General features: G+C 53.5%; 23 protein-coding genes. 6 read left to right on the plus strand and 17 right to left on the minus strand.

Annotated elements, in window-relative coordinates:
• Window positions 1-312: 312 nt before the first annotated feature.
• Window positions 313-456, plus strand: coding sequence for a hypothetical protein (locus JCM25146_RS22530; protein WP_159101996.1), 144 nt, complete (start codon window positions 313-315; stop codon window positions 454-456).
• A gap of 28 nt (window positions 457-484) precedes the next feature.
• Complete coding sequence (locus JCM25146_RS22535) at window positions 485-640, plus strand: hypothetical protein (RefSeq protein WP_159101997.1); 156 nt, start codon at window positions 485-487, stop codon at window positions 638-640.
• Window positions 641-698: 58 nt separating this feature from the next.
• Here the strand turns inward: JCM25146_RS22535 and JCM25146_RS25040 are convergent, their stop codons facing one another.
• The 13 genes from JCM25146_RS25040 to JCM25146_RS12785 form a co-directional block, all read right to left on the minus strand.
• On the minus strand, window positions 699-1,397 hold the full coding sequence (locus JCM25146_RS25040) for a TonB-dependent receptor (RefSeq protein ID WP_369347480.1): 699 nt from the start codon (window positions 1,395-1,397) through the stop codon (window positions 699-701).
• Window positions 1,379-3,313, minus strand: coding sequence for a TonB-dependent receptor plug domain-containing protein (locus JCM25146_RS25045; protein WP_369347482.1), 1,935 nt, complete (start codon window positions 3,311-3,313; stop codon window positions 1,379-1,381). The genes JCM25146_RS25040 and JCM25146_RS25045 overlap by 19 nt, the downstream gene beginning before the upstream one ends.
• Window positions 3,314-3,908: 595 nt before the next feature.
• Window positions 3,909-4,352, minus strand: coding sequence for a VOC family protein (locus JCM25146_RS12740; protein WP_025828441.1), 444 nt, complete (start codon window positions 4,350-4,352; stop codon window positions 3,909-3,911).
• A 154-nt stretch (window positions 4,353-4,506) separates the two neighbouring features.
• Window positions 4,507-5,874, minus strand: coding sequence for an MFS transporter (locus JCM25146_RS12745; protein WP_025828444.1), 1,368 nt, complete (start codon window positions 5,872-5,874; stop codon window positions 4,507-4,509).
• Window positions 5,875-5,912: 38 nt separating this feature from the next.
• Complete coding sequence (locus tag JCM25146_RS24640; protein ID WP_277909607.1) at window positions 5,913-6,203, minus strand: NAD(P)-dependent oxidoreductase; 291 nt, start codon at window positions 6,201-6,203, stop codon at window positions 5,913-5,915.
• A 5-nt stretch (window positions 6,204-6,208) separates the two neighbouring features.
• Window positions 6,209-6,862 (minus strand): NAD(P)-dependent oxidoreductase, encoded by a 654-nt coding sequence (locus tag JCM25146_RS19355; protein WP_277909608.1) that lies wholly within the window; start codon window positions 6,860-6,862, stop codon window positions 6,209-6,211.
• Entirely contained in the window at window positions 6,831-7,247 is a 417-nt protein-coding gene (locus tag JCM25146_RS20890) for a hypothetical protein (protein ID WP_025828445.1), read from the minus strand. The genes JCM25146_RS19355 and JCM25146_RS20890 overlap by 32 nt, the downstream gene beginning before the upstream one ends.
• Window positions 7,248-7,317: 70 nt before the next feature.
• Entirely contained in the window at window positions 7,318-8,664 is a 1,347-nt protein-coding gene (accC, locus tag JCM25146_RS12760; RefSeq protein WP_025828447.1) for an acetyl-CoA carboxylase biotin carboxylase subunit, read from the minus strand.
• Window positions 8,657-9,115: an acetyl-CoA carboxylase biotin carboxyl carrier protein gene (locus tag JCM25146_RS12765; RefSeq protein ID WP_051544234.1), complete on the minus strand. Its 459-nt coding sequence runs from the start codon at window positions 9,113-9,115 to the stop codon at window positions 8,657-8,659. Before JCM25146_RS12765 ends, accC begins: the two co-directional genes overlap by 8 nt.
• Entirely contained in the window at window positions 9,112-9,876 is a 765-nt protein-coding gene (locus tag JCM25146_RS12770) for a LamB/YcsF family protein (protein ID WP_025828451.1), read from the minus strand. The genes JCM25146_RS12765 and JCM25146_RS12770 overlap by 4 nt, the downstream gene beginning before the upstream one ends.
• A 27-nt stretch (window positions 9,877-9,903) precedes the next feature.
• A complete protein-coding gene (locus JCM25146_RS12775) occupies window positions 9,904-10,878 on the minus strand; it encodes a 5-oxoprolinase subunit C family protein (RefSeq protein WP_025828454.1) in 975 nt (324 codons plus the stop codon).
• Window positions 10,878-11,516: a 5-oxoprolinase subunit PxpB gene (pxpB, locus tag JCM25146_RS12780; protein ID WP_025828455.1), complete on the minus strand. Its 639-nt coding sequence runs from the start codon at window positions 11,514-11,516 to the stop codon at window positions 10,878-10,880. The genes JCM25146_RS12775 and pxpB overlap by 1 nt, the downstream gene beginning before the upstream one ends.
• A 5-nt stretch (window positions 11,517-11,521) precedes the next feature.
• Window positions 11,522-12,778 carry an MFS transporter gene (locus JCM25146_RS12785; protein WP_242401126.1) on the minus strand — a complete coding sequence of 419 codons (1,257 nt, stop codon included), beginning with the start codon at window positions 12,776-12,778 and terminating at the stop codon, window positions 11,522-11,524.
• Between the two features lie 314 nt (window positions 12,779-13,092).
• Between JCM25146_RS12785 and JCM25146_RS12790 the strand changes: the two genes are divergently transcribed.
• The 4 genes from JCM25146_RS12790 to JCM25146_RS12805 all read left to right on the plus strand — a co-directional run bounded on the left by JCM25146_RS12790 (window position 13,093) and on the right by JCM25146_RS12805 (window position 17,418).
• Window positions 13,093-13,956, plus strand: coding sequence for a LysR family transcriptional regulator (locus JCM25146_RS12790; protein WP_148299090.1), 864 nt, complete (start codon window positions 13,093-13,095; stop codon window positions 13,954-13,956).
• 47 nt (window positions 13,957-14,003) lie between these two features.
• Window positions 14,004-15,266, plus strand: a complete 1,263-nt coding sequence (locus tag JCM25146_RS12795; RefSeq protein WP_025828460.1) for a Zn-dependent hydrolase — start codon at window positions 14,004-14,006, stop codon at window positions 15,264-15,266.
• Window positions 15,267-15,269: 3 nt separating this feature from the next.
• A complete protein-coding gene (locus JCM25146_RS12800; RefSeq protein ID WP_025828462.1) occupies window positions 15,270-16,586 on the plus strand; it encodes a CapA family protein in 1,317 nt (438 codons plus the stop codon).
• A 139-nt stretch (window positions 16,587-16,725) separates the two neighbouring features.
• On the plus strand, window positions 16,726-17,418 hold the full coding sequence (locus tag JCM25146_RS12805; RefSeq protein ID WP_025828464.1) for a fumarylacetoacetate hydrolase family protein: 693 nt from the start codon (window positions 16,726-16,728) through the stop codon (window positions 17,416-17,418).
• A 325-nt stretch (window positions 17,419-17,743) separates the two neighbouring features.
• On the opposite strand, the gene JCM25146_RS12810 is transcribed toward JCM25146_RS12805, so the two are convergent.
• From JCM25146_RS12810 to JCM25146_RS12825, 4 genes are all read right to left on the minus strand, one after another.
• Window positions 17,744-18,445: a pirin family protein gene (locus tag JCM25146_RS12810; RefSeq protein ID WP_025828465.1), complete on the minus strand. Its 702-nt coding sequence runs from the start codon at window positions 18,443-18,445 to the stop codon at window positions 17,744-17,746.
• A 366-nt stretch (window positions 18,446-18,811) separates the two neighbouring features.
• Window positions 18,812-19,378, minus strand: coding sequence for a YceI family protein (locus JCM25146_RS12815; RefSeq protein ID WP_025828466.1), 567 nt, complete (start codon window positions 19,376-19,378; stop codon window positions 18,812-18,814).
• On the minus strand, window positions 19,375-20,001 hold the full coding sequence (locus JCM25146_RS12820; protein ID WP_025828468.1) for a cytochrome b: 627 nt from the start codon (window positions 19,999-20,001) through the stop codon (window positions 19,375-19,377). Before JCM25146_RS12820 ends, JCM25146_RS12815 begins: the two co-directional genes overlap by 4 nt.
• A gap of 4 nt (window positions 20,002-20,005) precedes the next feature.
• On the minus strand, window positions 20,006-20,623 hold the full coding sequence (locus JCM25146_RS12825) for a YceI family protein (protein ID WP_025828470.1): 618 nt from the start codon (window positions 20,621-20,623) through the stop codon (window positions 20,006-20,008).
• Between the last annotated feature and the right edge of the window lie 573 nt (window positions 20,624-21,196).

Raw genomic sequence — 21,196 nt, forward strand, 5'->3', positions numbered from 1 at the left:
CTCCAAATAAAACAGATCACTCACGCTGTGGTGACAGACCTCCACATCACACCAATCCCGCGCAGCGGTTCGTTCTACCCCTCGTAGCTGTCTATAAACGACGTGATGTCACGTGGCGCTGGCATTTCGGCGCTTGGCCTGAGGTGGCTGGCTAAACGCTCCGGGAATGGCCCGGTGCATACGCTAGCGATCACGGAAGCCGGCGTCGGCGGCGATCGCCTCGATAGGAATAGCGGAATGCTCCACGTGCTCGCGCGCGGCTTATTTCGTCGCTTCCGGTCGGCGGATTTCCAGCCGGGAGGACCGTCTCCCATGCCACTGGGCATCTGGCCTTCCGAGGCCGATCTGGCCATTCTCAGAACCCTCCCGGCCTACGCCCTTGCCGGGGCCGGCGCCAATCCCTCTCTTCTGTCGGCGGCGTTCCGGGACCGATGGAGGTTACGTTTTTGTCCATAATCCGGACACTCCCATAATCCGAAAACCTGTGATCTGGCGCAGGGAAGACACAATACGGATCATCAGCCTGACGGATGCCCCTCGGGGTTTTGTCGATCTCCGCTCGTTGGATTTCGAGGCAATGGGCCGTGTCCTGTTCGATAGTGAGGATGATGCCGGGCGTTCTGCCAGTCGTCATCCCTGAATGCAAAAAGCCCTGATGGTCAACACCATCAGGGCTTTATCTGTAAATTTACTCAAATTTAGAAATTGATGGAAGTATTCACGTAATACATGCCACCAAAGTATCCATATGCGGAAGAAGTCGGGTATTTGAATAGATTATTGTTTGATGCAGCTGCGGCAGCTTTGACCCGTGTTGGATATTTGTTGCCAAGGTTGTCAGCCCCAATGGCGATACGCCATTTCGGGGTGATTTTGTAGCCTATTTCCATGTTTGTGATGAATGCAGGCTGGATTTCTGTCCACAGGTTGGTGGGCAGGTTTGGCGCTGCAATAAAAACACTGGAACCGTAGCGCATTTCTTCAACCGCAACAGACCATTTGCCCTTGGTCCAGTTTACGCTCAGGGTTTCGCGGTTTTTGGGGCTGGAGTGAATAAGTTCCGCCACGGCGTAGGCATTGTAGGAGGATAGCCCGTTAGCCTGAAGAACGTTGGGTGTGCTGTTGTAGCTACGCACTTCGTTGTCAGAGAAGTTGACGCTGAATGCAAAGCGGAAAGCACCATAGAGTTTGGTGCGGAGCGTGTAGTCTGTTGTCAGGTCACCACCCCATGTGTTGGTGTTGACCGGGTTGGAGTAGTAAGACGCGTACGTTGCATTACCCATGCCGTTGGCGCTCAGGGTTTGGGCAACAAAGCTGCCGCCTAGCGTTGTGGTGCTGGCAAGGCGATCGTTAATGGCAATGTAGTACAGGTTGCCGGTTACGTGCCAGTCATCCACCGGAGTTGCATCCACCCCAACGGTAAAGCTGCGCGAATATTCGCCTTTGAGCTTGCCTGCACCGAGGGCCTGAGCGGCCTGACTGTTGTTTGGCAGGGAGAGTGTGGAATAGGTCGCCTGCGGTGAATTGTAGTAATAATAGGTCTGGCCAAGGTTGGTGGACGGTAACCCGTGTTGATATTGGCACGAATTGACCAGCGTTTGTTGAAGTTATAGCGCGTGCCAATAGAACCAGTCGAGACAACTGGGTAGTTGTGGTAGGCCACCGTGCGGCCACCGAGTGTCCATTCCCATTTGGGGGTTATGTAAAAGTCCAGATTGGCGTGGCCGTCAAAAACGTCGCGCGTGTATTTTCCAGCAACGTAATCTGGGTTACCTGCATGGGTAGCAGCACCTGGTGCTGCGGTCTTGCCTGCATCAGGCCCGGTTAGGATGGGTACGCCACCCGATGCGTAGGACGCGTATTCACCCGCGCCCAGCTCAAAGGTGTCGCGGCGGTATTCTGCCCCGAACTCCAAACCTACGGGTTTGGGCAGGAAGCCGACATTGATGTTGCGTGATGCCTTGAAACCTGCCGTCAGTTCGCTGGAGGCAGCAGATCCTGTGTGGAAGCGCGTCTGGCTGGCTGTGCCGTAGGATGCGTTGTCCGTATCCTTCAGATCATAAGACTGCATGTCCTTGCCGTAATTGACGTAGGCGTCCCACGCAAAGCCCAGATTATGACCCTTGAAGCCGTTATCAACTTCAAAATCATTCTGTTCCATCAGGTAGTAAGGCTGCATGCCATTGGGCCACAGCGCTGTGACAGTCAGGTCGTCCGCAGCGGAGCGGTATGCCTGACCAACGCTGACATTACGATGCCCATATGTGGACGTGGAATACAGATTGATTGTGTCGGTAACCGGAACGCTCATATTGGCGGAGAGGGTTTCCGTCGTTTTTTTGGGCAAGCCGTTGGAGCGTTGTACGTCACGGCTACGGTTTGAGCGCGGGTCTGAGCTGCCATCGGGCAGGGCGTAATACATGTCATTAGGGTAACGGCTGCTGTTTTTATAGTCGCCGTTGCGGAACGCAGGAAGCTGGTGAACGATCTGTGCTGCGAGGTCCAGATAACCACCCTGATGGCCCAGTGCAAAGGCCATGTTGGCTGTACCATCAATGCCTTGCCCGTCTCCACCATAGAAACCACTATTCTTGAAATTGACTGAACCACCGTGCCGGTCAGATTTGAGAACAATGTTCACCGCACCTGCCAGTGCGTCCTGACCATAGAGTGCGGTGGCACCTTCGGTAATGACTTCTACATGATCAATTGCGCTCATGGGGATCAGGCCGATATCTGCGGGCTCAGTGCCCCAGTTCGGGCCTGCATTGGCGTTAAAGTTTGCACCAATGTGGCGGCGATGACCATTGACCAGAATCAGCGTTTCGTCAGCCGAAAGGCCACGGAGCTGCATCGTTTGTGTAAAGGCGTTTCCCCCGATACCCGGTACGGAAGGGGAGGTGATGGCCGGAGAGAGCTGGGCAAGCGCCTGCATGACGTTGCTTTGCCCGGTTGCGGCCAGTTCGGCACCACTGATGACAGTAACAGGGGTTGTGCTGTGTACGGGCGTGGAGGGAGACGTGGCGGATTTGCCGATAACGCGTGTTGCAGCAACCATCACTTCTTCGCTGGAACGGCTGTTCACGCTGTGATGCGATGTTGTTTTTACCGCCATGGCGGATGCCGGTCTGGATGTAGTTTTGGTCTGCGTTACTTTTACAGGACCATTTGCAACAGCATTGTCATGATAGGCTGCTTTTTTGACAGTGCCTGCCGTTGTGGCGGCTACGGTGCAATTGGTTGAAAAAATTGTGGCAAACACGACAGTGCTGATCCACAGTTTTTTATCGGTGGGGGAGACCTTTTGTCGCATCAAACATACTCCTTGGCTCAACAGGGGACCGCGTAACTGCGACGGGGAACAACCTAAAGCGCATTTCAGCACAAAGAAAAAACAGGACAGGATATGCCATTGTGACAGTAATGTTTTGGGTTGGCTGGGCTCACCCCAATATCATTACGAAGACCCTTTTATATGTAGGCCGATTCTGCACCCCGGCAATATCGTTTCGAAATAACAATATTATTGGTGTGTGAATTCGGAAAACGATATTTTTTGGGACCAAGCAATTATTTTTTTTCACCTTGGATTTTTCAAGCAACAGGAACAGTGGACGATGTTGGTAGGGGAGTGGAAAATTTGTTCCAATATGTTGAAAATATTGTGTGTTTTGTATTCAGGATGTCATGAGGTGATGGGTGGTTTTCTAAATATTACTGCTGGAACATGTAGTCCCAAACCCGAAGATTGAATATTTTTTATGTTCGTGTTGTTTGTGCGGAGTGCCGCAAGCAATGTTTAATATCTGTACAAACGGGCTCTTTTTTATAATCAATTTTGTCGAAGCAATATCTGTCACATCTTCTTTTCCGGTACGCATAAGCGACCGGAAAAGAAGAGTCGTATGTTATTTGGCAAAAAGACTTTTCAGGTCGGCAAATGCCTTGATTTCGATCGCATTTCCGAACGGGTCATAAAAAAACATTGTTGCCTGTTCACCCGGCTGCCCTTTAAAGCGGATGTAAGGGTCAATAACAAACTTTGTTTTTGCATCGATAAGTTTTTTAGAAAGTTCTTCCCACTGTGGCATGTTCAGGACAACACCAAAGTGCGGAACCGGAACTGCGTGGTTGTCCACACTACTCAGGTGGAGGCGGTTGTTGGAACAGTCCGCCATATGCGCGACAATCTGATGGCCAAAGAAGTCAAAATCGACCCAGTCAGAGGAGCTACGACCTTCGCTGCACCCCATTTTATCACCATAGAATGCACGCGCTTCGGTCAGATTGTCTACCGGAAAAGCAAGATGGAAAGGTGGAACGGGCTGTTCAGTCGTTGTTTCAGTATTCATCTATTTACTCTCCTCATGGAAGAATAAAAATATAATGTAGGAAAACTATTGTGAAAAATGATCTTTTTTAAGGCTAAGATCAAAAAATACAGACCCTGGCGGTGTTGTTCATAAAAACAGGACAAACCATATACGCCTTCGTTGGTCGGTCGGTTTATTTTTGGCGTGACCTGTAAAAACTGGCCATGGAAGCCACAAAAGCGATGGTTGTGGCCATGGCCAGACAAGTCTGTGCTGCATGGCCTGCGTATAAACGATAGACCAGAGCAACAGCCGTTGCGCCGAGTGTCTGCCCGGACAGGCGAGAGAGGGAGACAACACCGCTGGCCCCTCCTTCTCGTCCTTTGGGGGCGGAACTCATGATAATGCGATTATTGGGGGGCTGAAACAGACCAGAACCCGTCCCCGCCAGAAAAATACTGGCAGCAATGGAGAGATTGCCAGCCGTAAGCGGTCTTGACCACAGGCAGGCAAACCCACAGGCCATGACCAGCAACCCAAAGGACGCCAGCAAGGTGCTGGAAAACCTGTCTGCCAGTCTGCCAGATATGGGGGAGGCCAGAACAACGCCAATGGGCCACGCAGTAATGAGTAGGCCGGAGACAACGGCGGAGCGGGCGAAGTTATCTTGCAGAATGAACGAGATGGAGATCAGGAAAAAATTGGAGGCGATGAAGCTGAGTATGGCGACAGAACTCGCCTGCAGCATGACGGGGAGAGAAAGCAGGTCGGCAGGAAAGAGGGGGAAGTCGGCTTTGTTCTGTCTCCCCCAGAGCAGGAAAATAAGTCCGCATCCTCCACATAACAGCGCACTGCCAAGAAGGATACGCTGCCCGTGTGCACAAATGTTCAGACCGATAACAAGTAAGCCAAGTCCTGCAACCGTTAGGAGAGCATGAAAAAAATCGAATGAATTTGTGTAATGCTGCGTTTTTGGCAGCGCCATCATGCCCATTACCAGAGCCATGCCGCCCAGTGGGATATTGATCCAGAAAATCCAGTGCCAGTTGGCAATTGCGAGAATAAAGGCCCCAAGGCTCGGCCCCATGGCAACTCCCAAGCCGATCATAAGACCATTCAGCCCAATACCTTTGCCTAGTTCCGCCGTAGGGTAAACCAGACGCACCAAAGCCAGGTTGACGCTCATGATACAGGCCCCGCCGATGCCTTGGAGCGCGCGCGCAAACATCATGAACGCAAGGGAGGAGGCAACCGCGCACAGAACGGAGGCGACCAGAAAAACAATAGTGCCAATCTGGCACATGCGTGCATAGCCAATGCGGCCACCAAGGGAGGAAAACGGAAGCAGCGTTACCAGCGATGCAAATTGGTAAGCATTGACAATCCAGATGGACCGCGCCGGTGATACACCCAAATCCCGCGCCATAACCGGCAAAGCAATATTGGCCGAGGAGTAGTCCAGAATAGACAGGAGAATGGACAAGGTAATGGCGGTCATAGCCCACAGGCGCATGCGCCCGTGCAAACCATCGTGGACATAAGCTGAGGATGAAAGGGTCATAAATTGCCTATTGTGGCATGTCTGTATGGGTTTGGCGGTTAGCGCGCCAGTACAAGATGCTCGGGTTTTTTCCCTGTCAGTACGTCCCATACCTGATTGGCGCATATCAGCGCCAGCCGTTGCAGGGCTTCTTGCGTTGTGCCGCCAAGATGCGGGGTCACAATGAGAGATGGTGCCCGAAGCAGGGGGGCGTCCCGAGGCGGAGGTTCCTGCTGGAGCACATCCAGAGCTGCGCCATGCAGTTGTCCATCTTCCAGCGCCTGAGCCAGATCCGCACTGTCCACGGCAAATCCACGCCCGACGTTGACAAGGATGGCATGGCTGCGCATGAGCGCTAGAGTGGATGCTCGATAATCGGTTTGTCAGTCGTTTTACCGGACCTGTGGATGGAGACGACATCCGCATTTTTCAGAAGCTCTTCCAGATTATGGCTCTGCTCCACGCCATGTTTGGTAAAGACCGCGGCTGGCACACTGGGGGACCACGCAATGCAACGCATGCCCAGCCCCTTGCTGGCAATGGTGGCCACTTTCTGAGCAATGGCTCCAAAGCCAATCAGCCCTAGGGTTTTGCCGTGCAGTTCGATCCCCTGTGCGGAATATCTGAAGTCCCAGTTACCTTGGCGTACGGCATGATCGGCCTGACAGATGTTGCGTGCACTCGCCAGTATCAGCCCCACAGTCAGTTCTGCAACAGACTGGCTGTTGGCACCGGGGGTGTTGGTGACCAGAATACTACGCTCATAGGCCGTTGTGACATCAATCCTGTTGGTGCCTGCGCCATGACAGCTGATGATCTTGAGGTTGGGAGCCGCAAGAATGGCCTGTCTGTCCAGCCCCAGATCGCGGGTTATGACAGCGTCGGCAGAGCCAATCTCCCTTGTGACAGTCTGCATGTCCGGGCTTGAGGCATAACGCGTTGCAATGCCATGACTGTTCAGGAACGCAATGGCCGCTTCATGCACGGGCTGGGTGATAAAACATTCCACTGGGGTAAAATCCTTTAATAGGGCACTGCAACGCGAGAAGCGCGGAACGGGCATTAGTCTGGCTGGATACGGAAAACGGCTGGTGGTAACCCACCACCGAATTGACCGGCACAAGGCAGAGCAGCATTGTGCCGGCAATAGGGGCTTCCAGCGCCAGACGCAGCGGACCCACATCGACAAAACCCAGAATGGTGTTCTGGGACACATGAAGCCCTTCTTCCACCACAGCTTCAGAAAATATGCCCATCTCAGGGCTGAGTGCATCAACCGTCTGGACAATGGCGGCTGCCGGAGTTGCGGAGTGGTGCGCCACTTCGGCAGTTTTTTGTGGGGCGAGGTCAAGTTTGATCTGACCTCCCCCCATAGGAACATCGCAGGACACCATCCATATTCGCGCATGCGGGGGACAAGTCTTGTCAGCAGATCAACCAGTGGATTGTCATGATGTGGCATGGTTATTTCATCAATCCTTTATCCAGTGAGTGAACAGTAACCGTGCCAGAAAGAAAAGCTTCTGCCTGTAGGACGCGCTGTTGGAGTGCAATGGTGGTGCAGATGCCGCCAATGCGTGTTTCATCCAGTGCGGCGCGCATGCGTTCAATGGCGTCTTCCCTGCTGGAACCATGCACAATCAGTTTGGCGATCAGGGAGTCATAATAGGGGGGAACCACGTAGGATTCATAAATGTGACTGTCCATGCGTACGCCCGGTCCGCCTGCAGGCCACCATTGCGTGATTTTTCCGGGGTGGGGCAAAAAAGTATCAGGGTTTTCCGCGTTAATCCGGCATTCAATGGCATGTCCGACGCACTGCACATCATCTTGGGTGAAGGACAGAGGGTTACCAAGGGCCACGGCTATCTGTTCGCGCACGATATCAATGCCGCAGGTCATTTCCGTTACCGGGTGCTCAACCTGCAGGCGGGTGTTCATTTCAATAAAATAGAACTGCCCGTCTTCGTAGAGAAACTCGAATGTTCCTGCGCCAACATACCCGATGAGCTGGCAGGCCTGTGCACATTTGGTCCCGAGTGTCGTAATATTCTGCTCGGGAATGCCGGTTGGAGGAGCTTCTTCCACCAGTTTCTGGTGTCGCCGCTGCACCGAGCAGTCGCGTGCACCCAGCCATACGGCGTTACCATGGCGGTCGGCCATGACCTGAATTTCAATATGCCGTGGGGATTTTAGAAAACGTTCAGCGTAAACGTCATTCTTTCCGAATGCTAGAAGACTTTCCTGCCGGGCGTTGGTTACTGCGCCTACAACATCTGCCGAAGTTTCCACAATCCGCATGCCGCGGCCACCACCACCGGCGGAAGCCTTGACAATCAGGGGGTAGCCAATGGCATCGCAGATGCGTTGCGTGTCCTGTGTTGTATCAGGCAATGCCCCATCGGAACCGGGCAGGCATGGCACACCGGCTGCAATCATTTCCCGTTTGGCGCTGATCTTGTCTCCCATCAGGCGCATGACCTGTGCGGTCGGGCCGATAAAGGTCAGGCCCGCGCAGGCCACAGCCTCTGCAAAATCGGGATTTTCCGACAGAAAACCATACCCGGGGTGTACCATATCGGCCTGGCACAGTTGGGCTGCCCGCAGGATACGTTCCTGATTCAGGTAGCTTTGCGCAGCACTGGCCGGGCCAATGCATACCTTGGTGTCCACACAGTTCAGGTGGGCCAGATCTGCATCCGCCTCGGAATAGACGCCTATGGTTTCCAGCCCCATCAGGCGGCAGGCGCGGGCAATGCGCAGGGCAATTTCGCCCCTGTTGGCAATCAGGACACGTAAGGGTTTAGTCATCCAGTTTCTCCACGCTAAAAAGCGGCGTGCCCGGTTCTACCGGTGTGGCATCCCTGACCAGCACCGACAGGATGCGGCAGCGATAGTCAGATTCCAGCCGCGTCAGCGTTTTCATGGCTTCGAGAATGCCAATGGCCTGCCCTTCTTCCACCACGTCCCCCGGTTGCACATAAGGCTCCTCCGTGGGGGAGGGGGCGATGTAGAACACCCCATGCATGGAGGCGACAAGCTGGCTGGAGGCCGGTGCCGCCGGTGCTGGCGCGGGCGGTGGCGCACAGTCGGCCAGTGTTGAGTGGTCCGGCGACATGGGTTCTGGCCCACGTAAAACAATGTGAGTGCCATCGGGTGCTGTATAGTCCAGCAAACGCACTCCAAGCTGCTGCATGCAAGACATGACAGAACTCAGTTGCTCCATGTCCATGATGGCGGGAAAAGACGGGTTAGTGTTCATATGAAGGCCCTGAGAGCAATACCGGCGGCTTCCAGACGGTCCCGTACGGTGCGTGCAATGGCAACGGATTGTGCATTATCCCCATGGACGCAGATGGTATCCATCTGGGTTGGCAGCATTTTGCCTGAACGTGTTTCAATAGCGCCCGCTTTGACCATGCGGATGACCCGTTCGGAAACAAAGTCCACATCATGCAAAACGGCCCCCGGTTCTTTGCGGGAGACGAGGTGACCATCTTCTGTGTAGGCCCGGTCGGCAAAAATTTCTGTGTAAACCGTCATGCCACGTTCGCGCCCTAGTCGCTCCAGTTCGCCAAATGCGCCTGCCACCAGAGCAAGCGACGGGTCAACAGCCTGCATGGCGTTCAGCACTGCAGCAGCGACATCCGCATCACGCTCTGTCAGGTTGCCAAGGGCACCATGTGTTTTGACGTAGGCTATGGGGTGGCCCGCATAGGTGGCCATGGCCTGTGCTGCGCCAATCTGGTAAGCGATAAGGCGTTCTGTTTCCCCAACGGAAAAAGGGATCAGCCTGCGGCCAAAGCCCCACAGGTCCGGGTAGCCGGGATGCGCGCCAACAGCGACATTTTTTTCACGGGCGATCTGGAATGTCTGCGCCATAACCTCGGGGTCACCACCGTGAAAACCGCAGGCTACGTTTGCCGACGTTACAATATCCAGCATCGCTGCATCATCGCCGATTGTGTAGTGACCAAAGCTTTCGCCCAGATCAGCATTCATATCAATTGTTTTTTCTGTCATGGGTCTATCTCCAGAATAATAGGGAGCTTATTGGGTTAAGATGTAGGCTTTTGCAGCATCAATCTGCTCTGCAAGTTGCCGAAGGTGCTGGCGATGCGCCCGGAAGCGGGTCAGGGCCTGTTCGTGGGTGATCATGCGGAATGTGACCAGCCCGCCCGGTGGCATCTGGGACAGAAGGCTCAGGTCCGGCTCAGCAATAATGCCAATTTTCGGGTATCCGCCGCAGGTGTTGGCATCTGCCATCTGGATAATGGGCTGGCCTGATGGTGGTACCTGCACAGTGCCGGGCAGAAGCCCGTGCGATAGCAGGCTGAGCGGGCGCCGGGTCTGGAGGGATGTGTCGCCTTCAAGCCGGAAACCAACCCTGTTGGCCTGTGTGGTAATGCGCCATTGCTGCTGCACCAGACAGGCTTGGGATTCTTGTGTAAATTCCTCATATTCAGCCGCTGGCAGGACATGGAGTTCTAGGCCGTTCTTGTGTGGTAGCTGAGGGAGTGCTGCCAGTCCCAGACCGTTGGTGGGCATGGAACAGGTAGTGCTCTTGCCGCAGGGCAGAAGATCACCTTTTTGCAGGCCGCGTCCCTCAAACCCGCCAAATCCACCTTTAATGTCCGTTGCGCGACCGCCCAAAACGCGTGGAACGTCCAGCCCTCCCGCGACCGTCAGATAGGACCGCATGCCTTTTTCTGGTGCTTCCATGACCAGCGTCTGACCAGCGCGGGCCATCATGCTCCAGCATGATGGCAGCGGTACTGCATCCAGCCGGACCTTAGCGGGTGCTCCGGTAATGGCAAACACACAGTCCTGCTGAAACCTTATTTTGAAAGGGAAAAACACAATTTCAAGCCCGGCAGCATCCGGGCTGTTCCCAACAAGAATATTCCCCAGCGTAAAGGCGTTACAGTCCATCGCGCCGCCACAGGCCACCCCGTAAGATATGCTTTCGGGGCGGCCAAGGTCCTGCACGGTATTCAGGGGCGCATTGGTGAGAACTTCCAGCATCACGCACTCACAAAACGGACAATATCACCTGCTTTGAGCAGGCAGGGGGTGTTTGCACCTGCGTCAAACAGGTCGGGGCAGTGGGCTTTGCCCAGCACATGCCAGCCAGATGGTCCCGGACTGGGGGTGACGGCGGTAAACCCCCCTCCAAGGCAGACAGATTTCTGCTCCACATGAACACGCGGAGTATTCCGGCGGGGAATGGCCAGTGGTTGTGGCACGCCGGTCAGGTACCCAAAGCCGGGAGAAAAACCGACCATGGCAACCCGGTAGGGTGTGCCAGTATGCAAGGCGACCACCTCACTTTCCGATAGGCCAGTAGTCTTGGCGACAAATGGCAGATCTTCCCCTTCCAAACCGCCATATGTCACAGGAATTACCAGTTCGCGCGGGGTGATATGGGCCGATCCTGCCTGTTCCCAAGCAGTCTGGAGCATCTGGCGTATGGCTGAGGCCTGATGCCTCTCGCAGTCATAAGTAACCAGAAGATTGTTGGCTCCCAGAATGACTGTCTGGATTTCAGGCATGTCTGTCAGGAGTTGTTCCAAACCCCATATCCGTGCCTGTATGGCATCTTGGAATGCTCCTTCGGACATATCCAGCAGAAAAGCATCCACCCCCGCATAATTGATACGCATGCGAATTATCCGTTTGCAACAGCGTGGAGTTTGATCGGGGAGCGGGGAAGTGCCAGCACAGCCCCCGCCCCAGCCAGAACCAGAGCCGCCACCATGTAAAAGACGTATTCAAAACTTCCTGTAAACTGAAGGATATACCCTGTTATGACCGGGGCTAAAATGCCCGTACCGTTGCTGAAGGTCAGCACAAGGCCGTTGGCGGCACCTAGTGCATCCTGCTCAACAAGCAGGTCTGCCAGCAGTGCCATGTTTGCGCCACTTCCAGCGGTCACAAACCCCATGCTCAGGATAAGGCAAACCATGGATAGTGGTATTGAGTGGATAAAGGGTAGAAAGCCAAGCATGGCCACCACGGACAGGTAGAGCGCGACAATGCGTTTGCGCCCTGTAGGGATGTGAGTGTGGCTGTGGTGCAGGCTTTCACCTAACCGGCCAGCAACAAGTGAAATGACAACAGCACCCGCGTAACAGTAGGCCGTATAGACGCTGGCATCAAAAACCGAGAGATTCATGCGTTGTTTAAGAATGATGGGCAACCACGACATCATGAGGAAATTGGCGTAATTGACGCAGCACTGCGCAATAACGACGCCCCAGAATGAGCGGGATGCAAAAAATGGCCTTATGGAAAAACGGGTTTTTGGGGTGGATGTCTCAGGTGTTTTTATCCGTGCAGGGTAAAGAAAATACCACAGGAAACACCACAGGAACCCCACCGAGGCCAGAATGGAAAATGCCATGCGCCAGCCATGGTGTGCGACCATATACCCGGCAACAATGGCGCCGGATGCCAGACCAATGGAAATGCCACTGGTGAACAGGGTCATCATCAATCCCCGCTGCTGGGGAGAGGACCACAGGCGCATAACCTTGGCACCCAGTGCAAATGTTGGTGCTTCCCCCACCCCCAGAACCACGCGGGATAGCAGAAAGGCAGGCAAAGTCATGGCCAGGCTGCCTTGTACCATGGCGGCAGACCACACCGCCACGGCCAGAATGCCCACCAGACGCGGTCCCAGCCTGTCCAGCAGGATGGAGGACGGCAGGTTAAGGAAAAAATAGGACCATAGAAAGCTGGACAGAACCCACCCTGCCTGACTGGAGCTCAGGCCAAAGTCATGCACAATATCAGGCAGTGCGACGGAAAGGGCGGCCCTGTCCCCGTAGCAGATTACGCACATCATGACCGTTGCAGCACATACGGCAGGTCGCCGCCATGCCATACCCGTCACTGGGGTGGACACAGATGAAGAAAGAAGCACGTCCTGATTTTCCCCTTGCATCAACATTCAGGCATTCAGGCTGGAAGAAACGAACGACATGCGCGCATGGACCAACAGGCTGGGTTCAGGCATGACAGTAAGGGTGTGGGGCATCGTTTTCCCTCCCGAAAAATGGGTTTTCCGAGCTTATGCGTAGCGTGATGGGTTCTTAACTTCTCTTTATTTCAAGAGTGTTTTTTGTTTTCCTTCATCCCGTCAAAACCTCTTGCATTCCATTTAATTTCGATTATAGAACAAAAAAGAGCAACAAAAATATCGATAATTTTGTTTCTGAGGCACAAAAAAAGTGTTGTATGATGATAACGGAACTGCGCACATTCCTTGTAGCGGCTCAACTGGAAAGCTTTGCCGCTACGGCTGAAAAAGTGGGCCTGACCCAGTCGGCAGTCAGTGCTCAGATCAAGCGTCTGGAGCTGGAGTTCGGTTATGCCCTGTTTGAACGGACAGGGCGCGCGGTAAACCTGAGCAGGGCCGGGCTGATTGCGGTCGACCGTGCTGCGGAAATTATCGCGCTGTTTGACCGTATGCGCGACATACCCAGAGATAATACCATTAGTGGTACGATCAAAGTTGGTGTTATTTCCACGGCTTACACAGCGTTGCTGGCCCCTGCTATGGCCGAGTTCCTTAAAATTTATGCCGATGTCCTGCTTTCGGTCAGTGTGGATGTCTCCCTTGCTCTACTCCAGAAACTGGAGGCCAAGGAGCTTGATATGGCCATTATGGTCAAACCGCCATTCAGCCTTATTCCCCATATGGAATGGGTGCCTCTTGTAACCCAGCGCTATGTGCTGGTGATGCACGAAAGTATTGAAGCACAGGATTGGAGGACCATCCTCCACCACCATCCATTTATCCGGTATGACAGTCGATCATTCGGCGGCAGCAGCATTAGCAGCTTTTTGAAAATGCACGGTATGGCACCGCATGACGTGACCGAGACAGAGGAAATCAGCCTGATTCTGGATATGGTCTCCAAGAATATTGGGGTTGCCATTACACCTTCATGTCAGGAAATAAACAAATATAACAATATAAAGTGCATAGAGATACCAGAGTTTTCTCAAAAAAGAGAAATTGGCGTTATGGCCTTAAACAGTAAAAGAAAAATATCGGTTGGAAAGTTTATTTCATTTCTTTCCGACCAGTACACATGAGTTTCGTGAACCTTCCGTGACACCCTGAGCAAAGAGTTACCCCATACATGACTGTAACGTTATTCCATCAGGCATTCGGGCAGGCGTTGTTTGATGCTCTGCATGCCATGAGTTTTGACGGGCTGGGTATGACGCGCCCGTCCTTTAGTGAAAAAGAAAACGAAGCACATGAGATGCTTTGCACCATTGCACGCAGGCATGGGCTGGAAATCCGGCGGGACTGGGCTTGCAACCTGTATCTGACGCTACCTGGGCGTGACCGGAGCAAGCCTGTCATTATGACCGGTTCGCACATGGACACGGTGCCCTCGGGTGGGAACTATGATGGCGCTGCGGGCGTAGTGGCTGGTCTGTCAGTCCTGTGCCGCTGGGTTGAAGAAGGCTTTGTGCCTGAGCGGGATGTAACCGTTGTGGCGACCCGTGCGGAGGAGAGCGTCTGGTTTCCCGTCTCCTATATTGGCAGCAGAACGGCCTTTGACCTGTTGAGCGAAAAAGACCTTCAGGCCAGACGTTCCGATACAGGCCGAACACTGGCTGAACATATGGAAGAGTGTGGTGGCAGGCCGCAATGGCCCCATACGGATGTCTTAAAGCCCGAAAACATAGACTGCTTTGTCGAACTGCACATTGAGCAAGGGCCAGTGCTGCCCAACAACAATGCGGTAATTGGTGTGGTTTCTGGCATCTGTGGCAGCATGCGCTATCGGCATGCTACCATTTTGGGGCAGTACGCTCACTCTGGCGCTACCCCCCGCCAGTTCCGGGCGGATACTGTGGTGGCCATGGCAGATCTTGTCACAACCCTACAGACTTACTGGGAAGAGCAGGAGCGTGCAGGCAAGGCGATGACCCTGACCTTTGGCGTTTGCCATACTGATGCCCAGCAGGCCAATTTTAGCGCAGTCGCAGGTAAGGTTTCGTTCTCGCTGGATGTCAGATCACAGGATACGGATTTGCTGGATGAGGTAGATCGGCATATCCAACTGGTCGCGCAGGATGTGGCCAGGCGGCATAATGTCACAATTGATCTGGGTGAGCGCACAGGCAGCGCGCCCGCGCGTATGGATGCAACTCTGCAGAACATGGCGTTTGATATAAGTCGTGCGCTGGATATTCCAGCCATAAGCATGGCCAGTGGCGCAGGCCACGATGCGGCAACCTTTGCCAACCGTAATATTCCCACAGAAATGCTTTTTGTGAGGAATGAAAACGGTAGCCACAACCCTTATGAACACCTCGAAATGGCTGATTTTGCGGCAGCGACCGCAGTTCTTGATGGTGTTCTCAAACTGCGTGCCGAAAGGATCTGACCTATGCGTTTGGCTTTGACTGGGGATTCCATCCTTTTTCGTCGTTTGAACAGCCAGCAGGATGCCGCGATAGCGCCCCTGTTTGACCTGATCCGCGGGTGTGACGTCAGCTTTACCAATCTGGAATTTGTGGCCAACGATTTTGAAGGTGACCCCGCCCTGGACCATGGTGGCACGCACTTTGGAGCGCCATGCTGGGTGCTGGATGAGCTGAATGATGCGGGGTTTAACCTGTACGCCGCAGCAACCAACCATAGTCTGGATTACAGCATTGCGGGTCTGCGCAAGATGCTACGGGCTCTGGACGAGAGAGAAATGGTGTACGCCGGTATTGGTACCAATCTGGAGGAGGCCCGCAGGCCTGCGTACACCACAACCCCGGCTGGCACGGTGGCGCTGTTATCATGCACGTCCACTTTTGCCCGTGGGCAGGAGGCAGCCGCACAAACTGGCCTTATGGCCGGTAGACCGGGTGTTAATCCGTTACACTACAGTAAGACCTATCAGGTCACATCAGATGAAATTGCACAGCTCCGGGGAATTTACGAACGTCTGGGCCTTCAGGACATTCTGGACGAAAAAATCCGGCAGGGTTTTTCCTTCCACCCACCAAAAGGGACGTTGCCATTTGATGGTTTGCAGTTCAGCGCGGGGGAGCAGACCCGTGTCCAGACCAGCGCCAACCAGAAAGACCTGTCTGAAATTGTCAAATGGGTGGAAGAGGCAAAGCTTGTTTCTGATGTGGTAATGGTTAGCATCCATGCCCATGAGAGCGATTATAATGCACAGGGTGTTCCTGATATTGAAGTCCCTGCGGCGTTCCTGCGTGATTTTGCGCATACGGTGGTCGATGCAGGGGCATCTGTTGTTGTCTGCCATGGGCCGCATCTGTTGCGCGGAGTTGAGGTTTACAAAAACGCTCCGATTTTTCATGGGATGGGTAATTTTATCGGGCAAAACGAACTGGTGTCACGCCTGCCGATGGATTCCTACGCCGCTTTCCGCTACGCACCGGATATGACGCCTCATAAGCTCTACAAGGGCCGGAGCGAGAACGATACGAAGGGCTTTCCATCCGACCAGCGTTTTTGGGATAGCATGCTGCCTATCTGTCATTTTGAAGATGGGGCCCTCAAATCGGTTGATATTCACCCAGTTACTCTGGGTCTGGGTCTTTCTGCCCATAAACGTGGTGTGCCATATCTGGCAACAGATTCAGACAATGCCCGTATTCAGGATAAAATCCGGGCTCTGTCGGTGCCTTTTGGCACGTCCTTTGGCGCTCAGGACGGATATATGACACTCAGATTTGATCAGTAAACAGGTGTGGCTGCCGTTTATACAAAACGGAATCCTGCTTACTCTTCAACAATACCATGAGGTGTGCCCGGTGCCGGACGGCATGGTCATGTCCTGCTGTAGTGTAAAGTTTTGTCATTCTAGTTCTGGAACACCACGCATGATCAAGAACACATCCTTCCTGTTTCCTCCTGTTATCCCTTCGTTGCCAATTGAAGGGCAGAGTGCCTGCTTCCCCGTCGGGCGCATCTGGTGTGTGGGGCGTAACTATGCTGAACATAGCCGTGAAATGGGCAGCGATCCTGAGCGTAATCCTCCCTTTTTTTTCACCAAACCGGCCGACAGTATCTGCACTCTTTCTGTCCTGCCTTTTCCGCTACAAACACAGAAACTTCACTATGAGGTCGAGTTGGTGGTGGCGCTTGCTTCCGGTGGTACCAATCTGACACCAGAGGAAAGCCGTGGACTGATCTACGGTTATGCTGTGGGACTGGATATGACGCGGCGGGATATGCAGGAGGAAGCCAAAAAAAACCGTCATCCGTGGAGCCTTTCCAAGGGGTTTGACAATGCCTGTCCCATTTCTGCCATTCGCCCCGCCAGTGAGGTGGAAGACCTGGAGCAGAGCCTTATCACTCTTAAGGTTAATGGCGATGTAAGGCAGTCTGGGCGCATCAGCGATATGATCTGGTCAATACCAGAGATTATCTCCGCACTGTCCCACAGTGTCACGGTGCGGGCGGGAGATCTTATCATGACGGGCACACCCGCTGGTGTCGGTCAGGTCAACCCGCATGATGTTATGGAGGCCAGCTGTGACAACGTTGGGAATATCACGGTCACTTACCAGTAATGCTCCATAAATAGGGGCATCAGTCGTATCTGGTCGGAGCACGTCATCAGTTTTTTGTGACGATGTTTCCGATCAGAGAGCGCTTTTTCTACAGAGTTCATTGGTAAGAAAACTTTGATGGTTCAAAAATCTCTCACATTTGAACGACCGGAAGATACAAATCAGATTTCGTAATGGTTCTGATTGCGGGACTTTCAAGTAAAGCGTTCTTGGTCGTTGTTACATCGCTCAGATGTCTTGATGGCAAGCATAGAAGAAATATCTTGCAAGACTAGATTAGAGAGAAAGTGAGAGAGGTTATCCTTCCTCTCTCTGTTTCATAAATTTATGGCGTTGTATCGACCAGAATCACTTCGGCGTCCGCCAGTGCTCGAACCTTGAGACCATCTGTATCCGAGATCGCAGCACCATCACGCTCGCCCACGATCTTGCCTTCGATTTCCACCGAACCTTTGGCCACGACAAGGTAGGCCAGTCTTTCAATACCAAGCTGGTATTCAGTAGACTCGTTTTTCCTTAGCGTTGCGCCCAGTACACGTGCATCGGTGTGAATGGGAAGGGCGTTACCATCATTCTGGTAGCCCGATGCCAGAGTAACGAATTTTCCAGAACGGTCGTTTTTTGGAAAAGCACGGGTGCCCCATGATGGCGCATGACCGGCGCGGTTGGGCATGATCCAGATCTGGAAGATGCGGGTGGTCACATCTTCCAGATTGTGTTCGCTGTGCCGAATTCCCGTACCTGCGGACATAACCTGAACGTCACCTGCAACTGTGCGGCCTTTGTTACCAAGACTGTCCTGATGTGTGATGGCACCTTCGCGGACATAAGTAATGATTTCCATATTCTCATGTGGGTGTGTGCCAAAGCCAGTGCCTGGCGCGATGGTATCATCGTTCCAAACGCGCAGGGCGCCCCAGTTAATCCGGTTGGGATCGTAGTAGTTTGCGAAGGAGAAATGGTGCTTTGCATCCAGCCAGCCATGGTTGGCGTGACCGAGTGCATCGTAAGGACGGACCTCAATCATGATCTATGTTCCCTGAGTAGTCGTGTGATTTCTTTCTGGGACCAGATTACCCGTAGGTATGAAGATGGCATATGGAAATCATGGAAAACTATCGTTTCTGATTTTGATATACAGAATAGCGACAGGTTTCTGAAAATAAGATATGGGAATCATAACTACCAACCGTTTGCAGAGATACTCTCATGCGTCTTCCTGATTGTGAGGCATGCACTATTTTTGCAAAAGTGGCTGGACTGGGTTCGTTCGTCAGGGCGGCGGCAGAGACCCAGCTTTTAAAGTATTGATATTATGCTCGATTTTAGCGATGGATTTGGGACCTTGTGGCTGATGTCCGACCAGATGGGCGTAAGAAAGACATCTGGTGTTTCAGCCGCCATGCGCAGTGACATCGACATCCACGCCCACTTCGAGCGCAACCCACTGGCTTGTGGCCCAAGGGCCGACACCAACGTTGAACACGGAACGGACAAGCTGGAGATGGCCCTTGGCATGCAGCGTGGAGCTTGAGATGTCGATGCTCAAAGGAAGAACAGCGGGTTTGCTGACTCCCTTGATGGTTAGCGTGCCCTCGGCGTCATAGGCATTGCCACCTTTGACCTTGAAGTCTTTCACCTCGAAAACAGCCGAAGGGAATGCCTTGACGTCAAACCAGTCCTGACCGGGCAGGGCGCCATCACGTTGACTGTCACCTGTTGTGGCACTCGCCATGTCTATGGTGATCTTCGCGTGACCGGCTTCAGGATGGGCTGGATCAAAGTTGATTGTGCCGTCATATTTCTCAAAATAACCTTCAAACGTCTTGCCGGTCTGGGTGCCGGTGAAGCCCAGCGTGCCGTTACCCGCTGCCAGCGTCCAGTCGGCCGCGAAGGTCGGGGTTGAGAGCAGGAGGCCAGCCATGGTGGCGACTGGCAGAAACTTGTGAAAAGTCCTCATGGGGTTTCTCCCTTCTGACGAGATGTGGAGGATGCACGAAAGGACGGCATCATCTGACGAAGAACATGGTCATGCAGGACGAACTGGTGCCTCAGGGCTGCGGCGACGTGCAGGATGATCAGCCCCAGAAGCCCCCATGACGCCCAATGGTGAACCACCTTCAGAGCCACTTCGACCGGTGCCTTGTCAGGCAGGGTCGACAGCACCGGAAGATCGGGCCATGGCACTGCTCCGAACAGCACGGTCGGAATGCCCAGCATCGAGACTGAAACCATCGCCCAACCACTCAGGGGCAGCAGAACCTGCAATCCGTAGAGAGCAAGATGCGCCAGATGTGCTCCCTTTTTCTCCAGTGGTGGCATATCTGCCGGCAAGGCGGGAGCACTGTGTGTCAGACGCCACCCAATGCGCAAGGCGATCAGAAACATCACGGTGATGCCGATGGATTTGTGCAGCTGGTAAAGCTGGAACACGCGCATCGTGTCGAGGTGGATATGGTCCATGACCAGACCCATCACGATCAGGGTCAGTATCCCCAGAGCGATCATCCAGTGAAGAATGACCGCGACCGTGGAATACCGCGTGCTCCCGCTCCCTGTGCGTGCGGGCGTGAGCGTAGGCATAGGATCAGCCCTGTTTTTCGAAGGCGCCGGCAATGCGCAGTTGCACATCGTCAGACACGTAAGGCACATACATCTTCACCCCGAAGTCGCTGCGTTTGATGGTGCCGGTGGCTTCAAACCCGGTGGTGTATTTCTTATCCAGCGCGTTTACGCCGGCACCGATGAAATGGACTTGGAGGGTTTCAGGCTTTGTGACACCATGCAGTGTCAGGTTGCCGGTCACGGTCGCATCGTTTCGGCCGTTGATGCGGACAGACGTGGATTCAAACGTAGCATTGGGGAATTTTGTGGTATCGAACCACTGGTCGCCCTTGAGTTCCTCATTGAGCTTGGTGCTCGTTGTCTGCACGGTATCCACTGGAATGGTCACAGACAGCTTTGATGAAGCCGGGTGTTGCGTATCAAGGTTCAGCGTGCCGGAAACATTGGAAAACACGCCGAGATAGTTCGTGAACCCGAAATGCAGGACGGAGAAACCGACCTGCGTGTGACCCGGCTCAACATCGTACGTTCCGGACTGGGCCTGAGTAGCGTTGGTCACAACCTGAGCAGATGCTGGGCTCCCTGCCAGCAGACCGATTGCAACTGCCGCAGAGGGGAAGGACAGTAGAATGTATTTCATGAATTGGCTCCCCGATGAGTAATAAATGCGTGCTTGGAACGCAGAGTTGTGATGTTGGAAAGGAACACTGGTTTCTGTTCCGCTAGGGTCTTCATTACCGCCGGAAGGAAAGATAAGAAATAACAACGATGGAAATGTATAATTTCCATATTTTGCCTATAAGGCATGCGATGGGCCGGGATGATGCCGTGCATGCTCTCTTGCAAGTTCATCGCACCTTCTCCACAAGCTGCCATCTTTGGCAAATCCAGTGCAGGTCACAGCTCTATTGGCAGACACAAGGTGGAGCATGTGCCGGGAGAATGAGGATACCAGCCAATGGTTGCGGACAGCATTTTTGCTCACCAGTAAGTCGGAATCTGAACCCACCGTATAGGCTCAGGACCTATTAATTTATTGAACTGTACGAACGGTTGTGATTCACAGGCTTACCGATGGAGGGTGGGCCTGTGAATGATGTGTTTATGCTGTCTGAGAGCCAGATGGGGCGGATTGAGCCATTTTTTCCACTGGCGCACGGAGTGCCACGCGTGGATGACCGGCGTGTTCTGAGCGGTATCGTTTATGTGATCT

This window comes from Acetobacter okinawensis JCM 25146 (genome assembly GCF_000613865.1).
In the GTDB taxonomy this organism is placed as follows: domain Bacteria; phylum Pseudomonadota; class Alphaproteobacteria; order Acetobacterales; family Acetobacteraceae; genus Acetobacter; species Acetobacter okinawensis.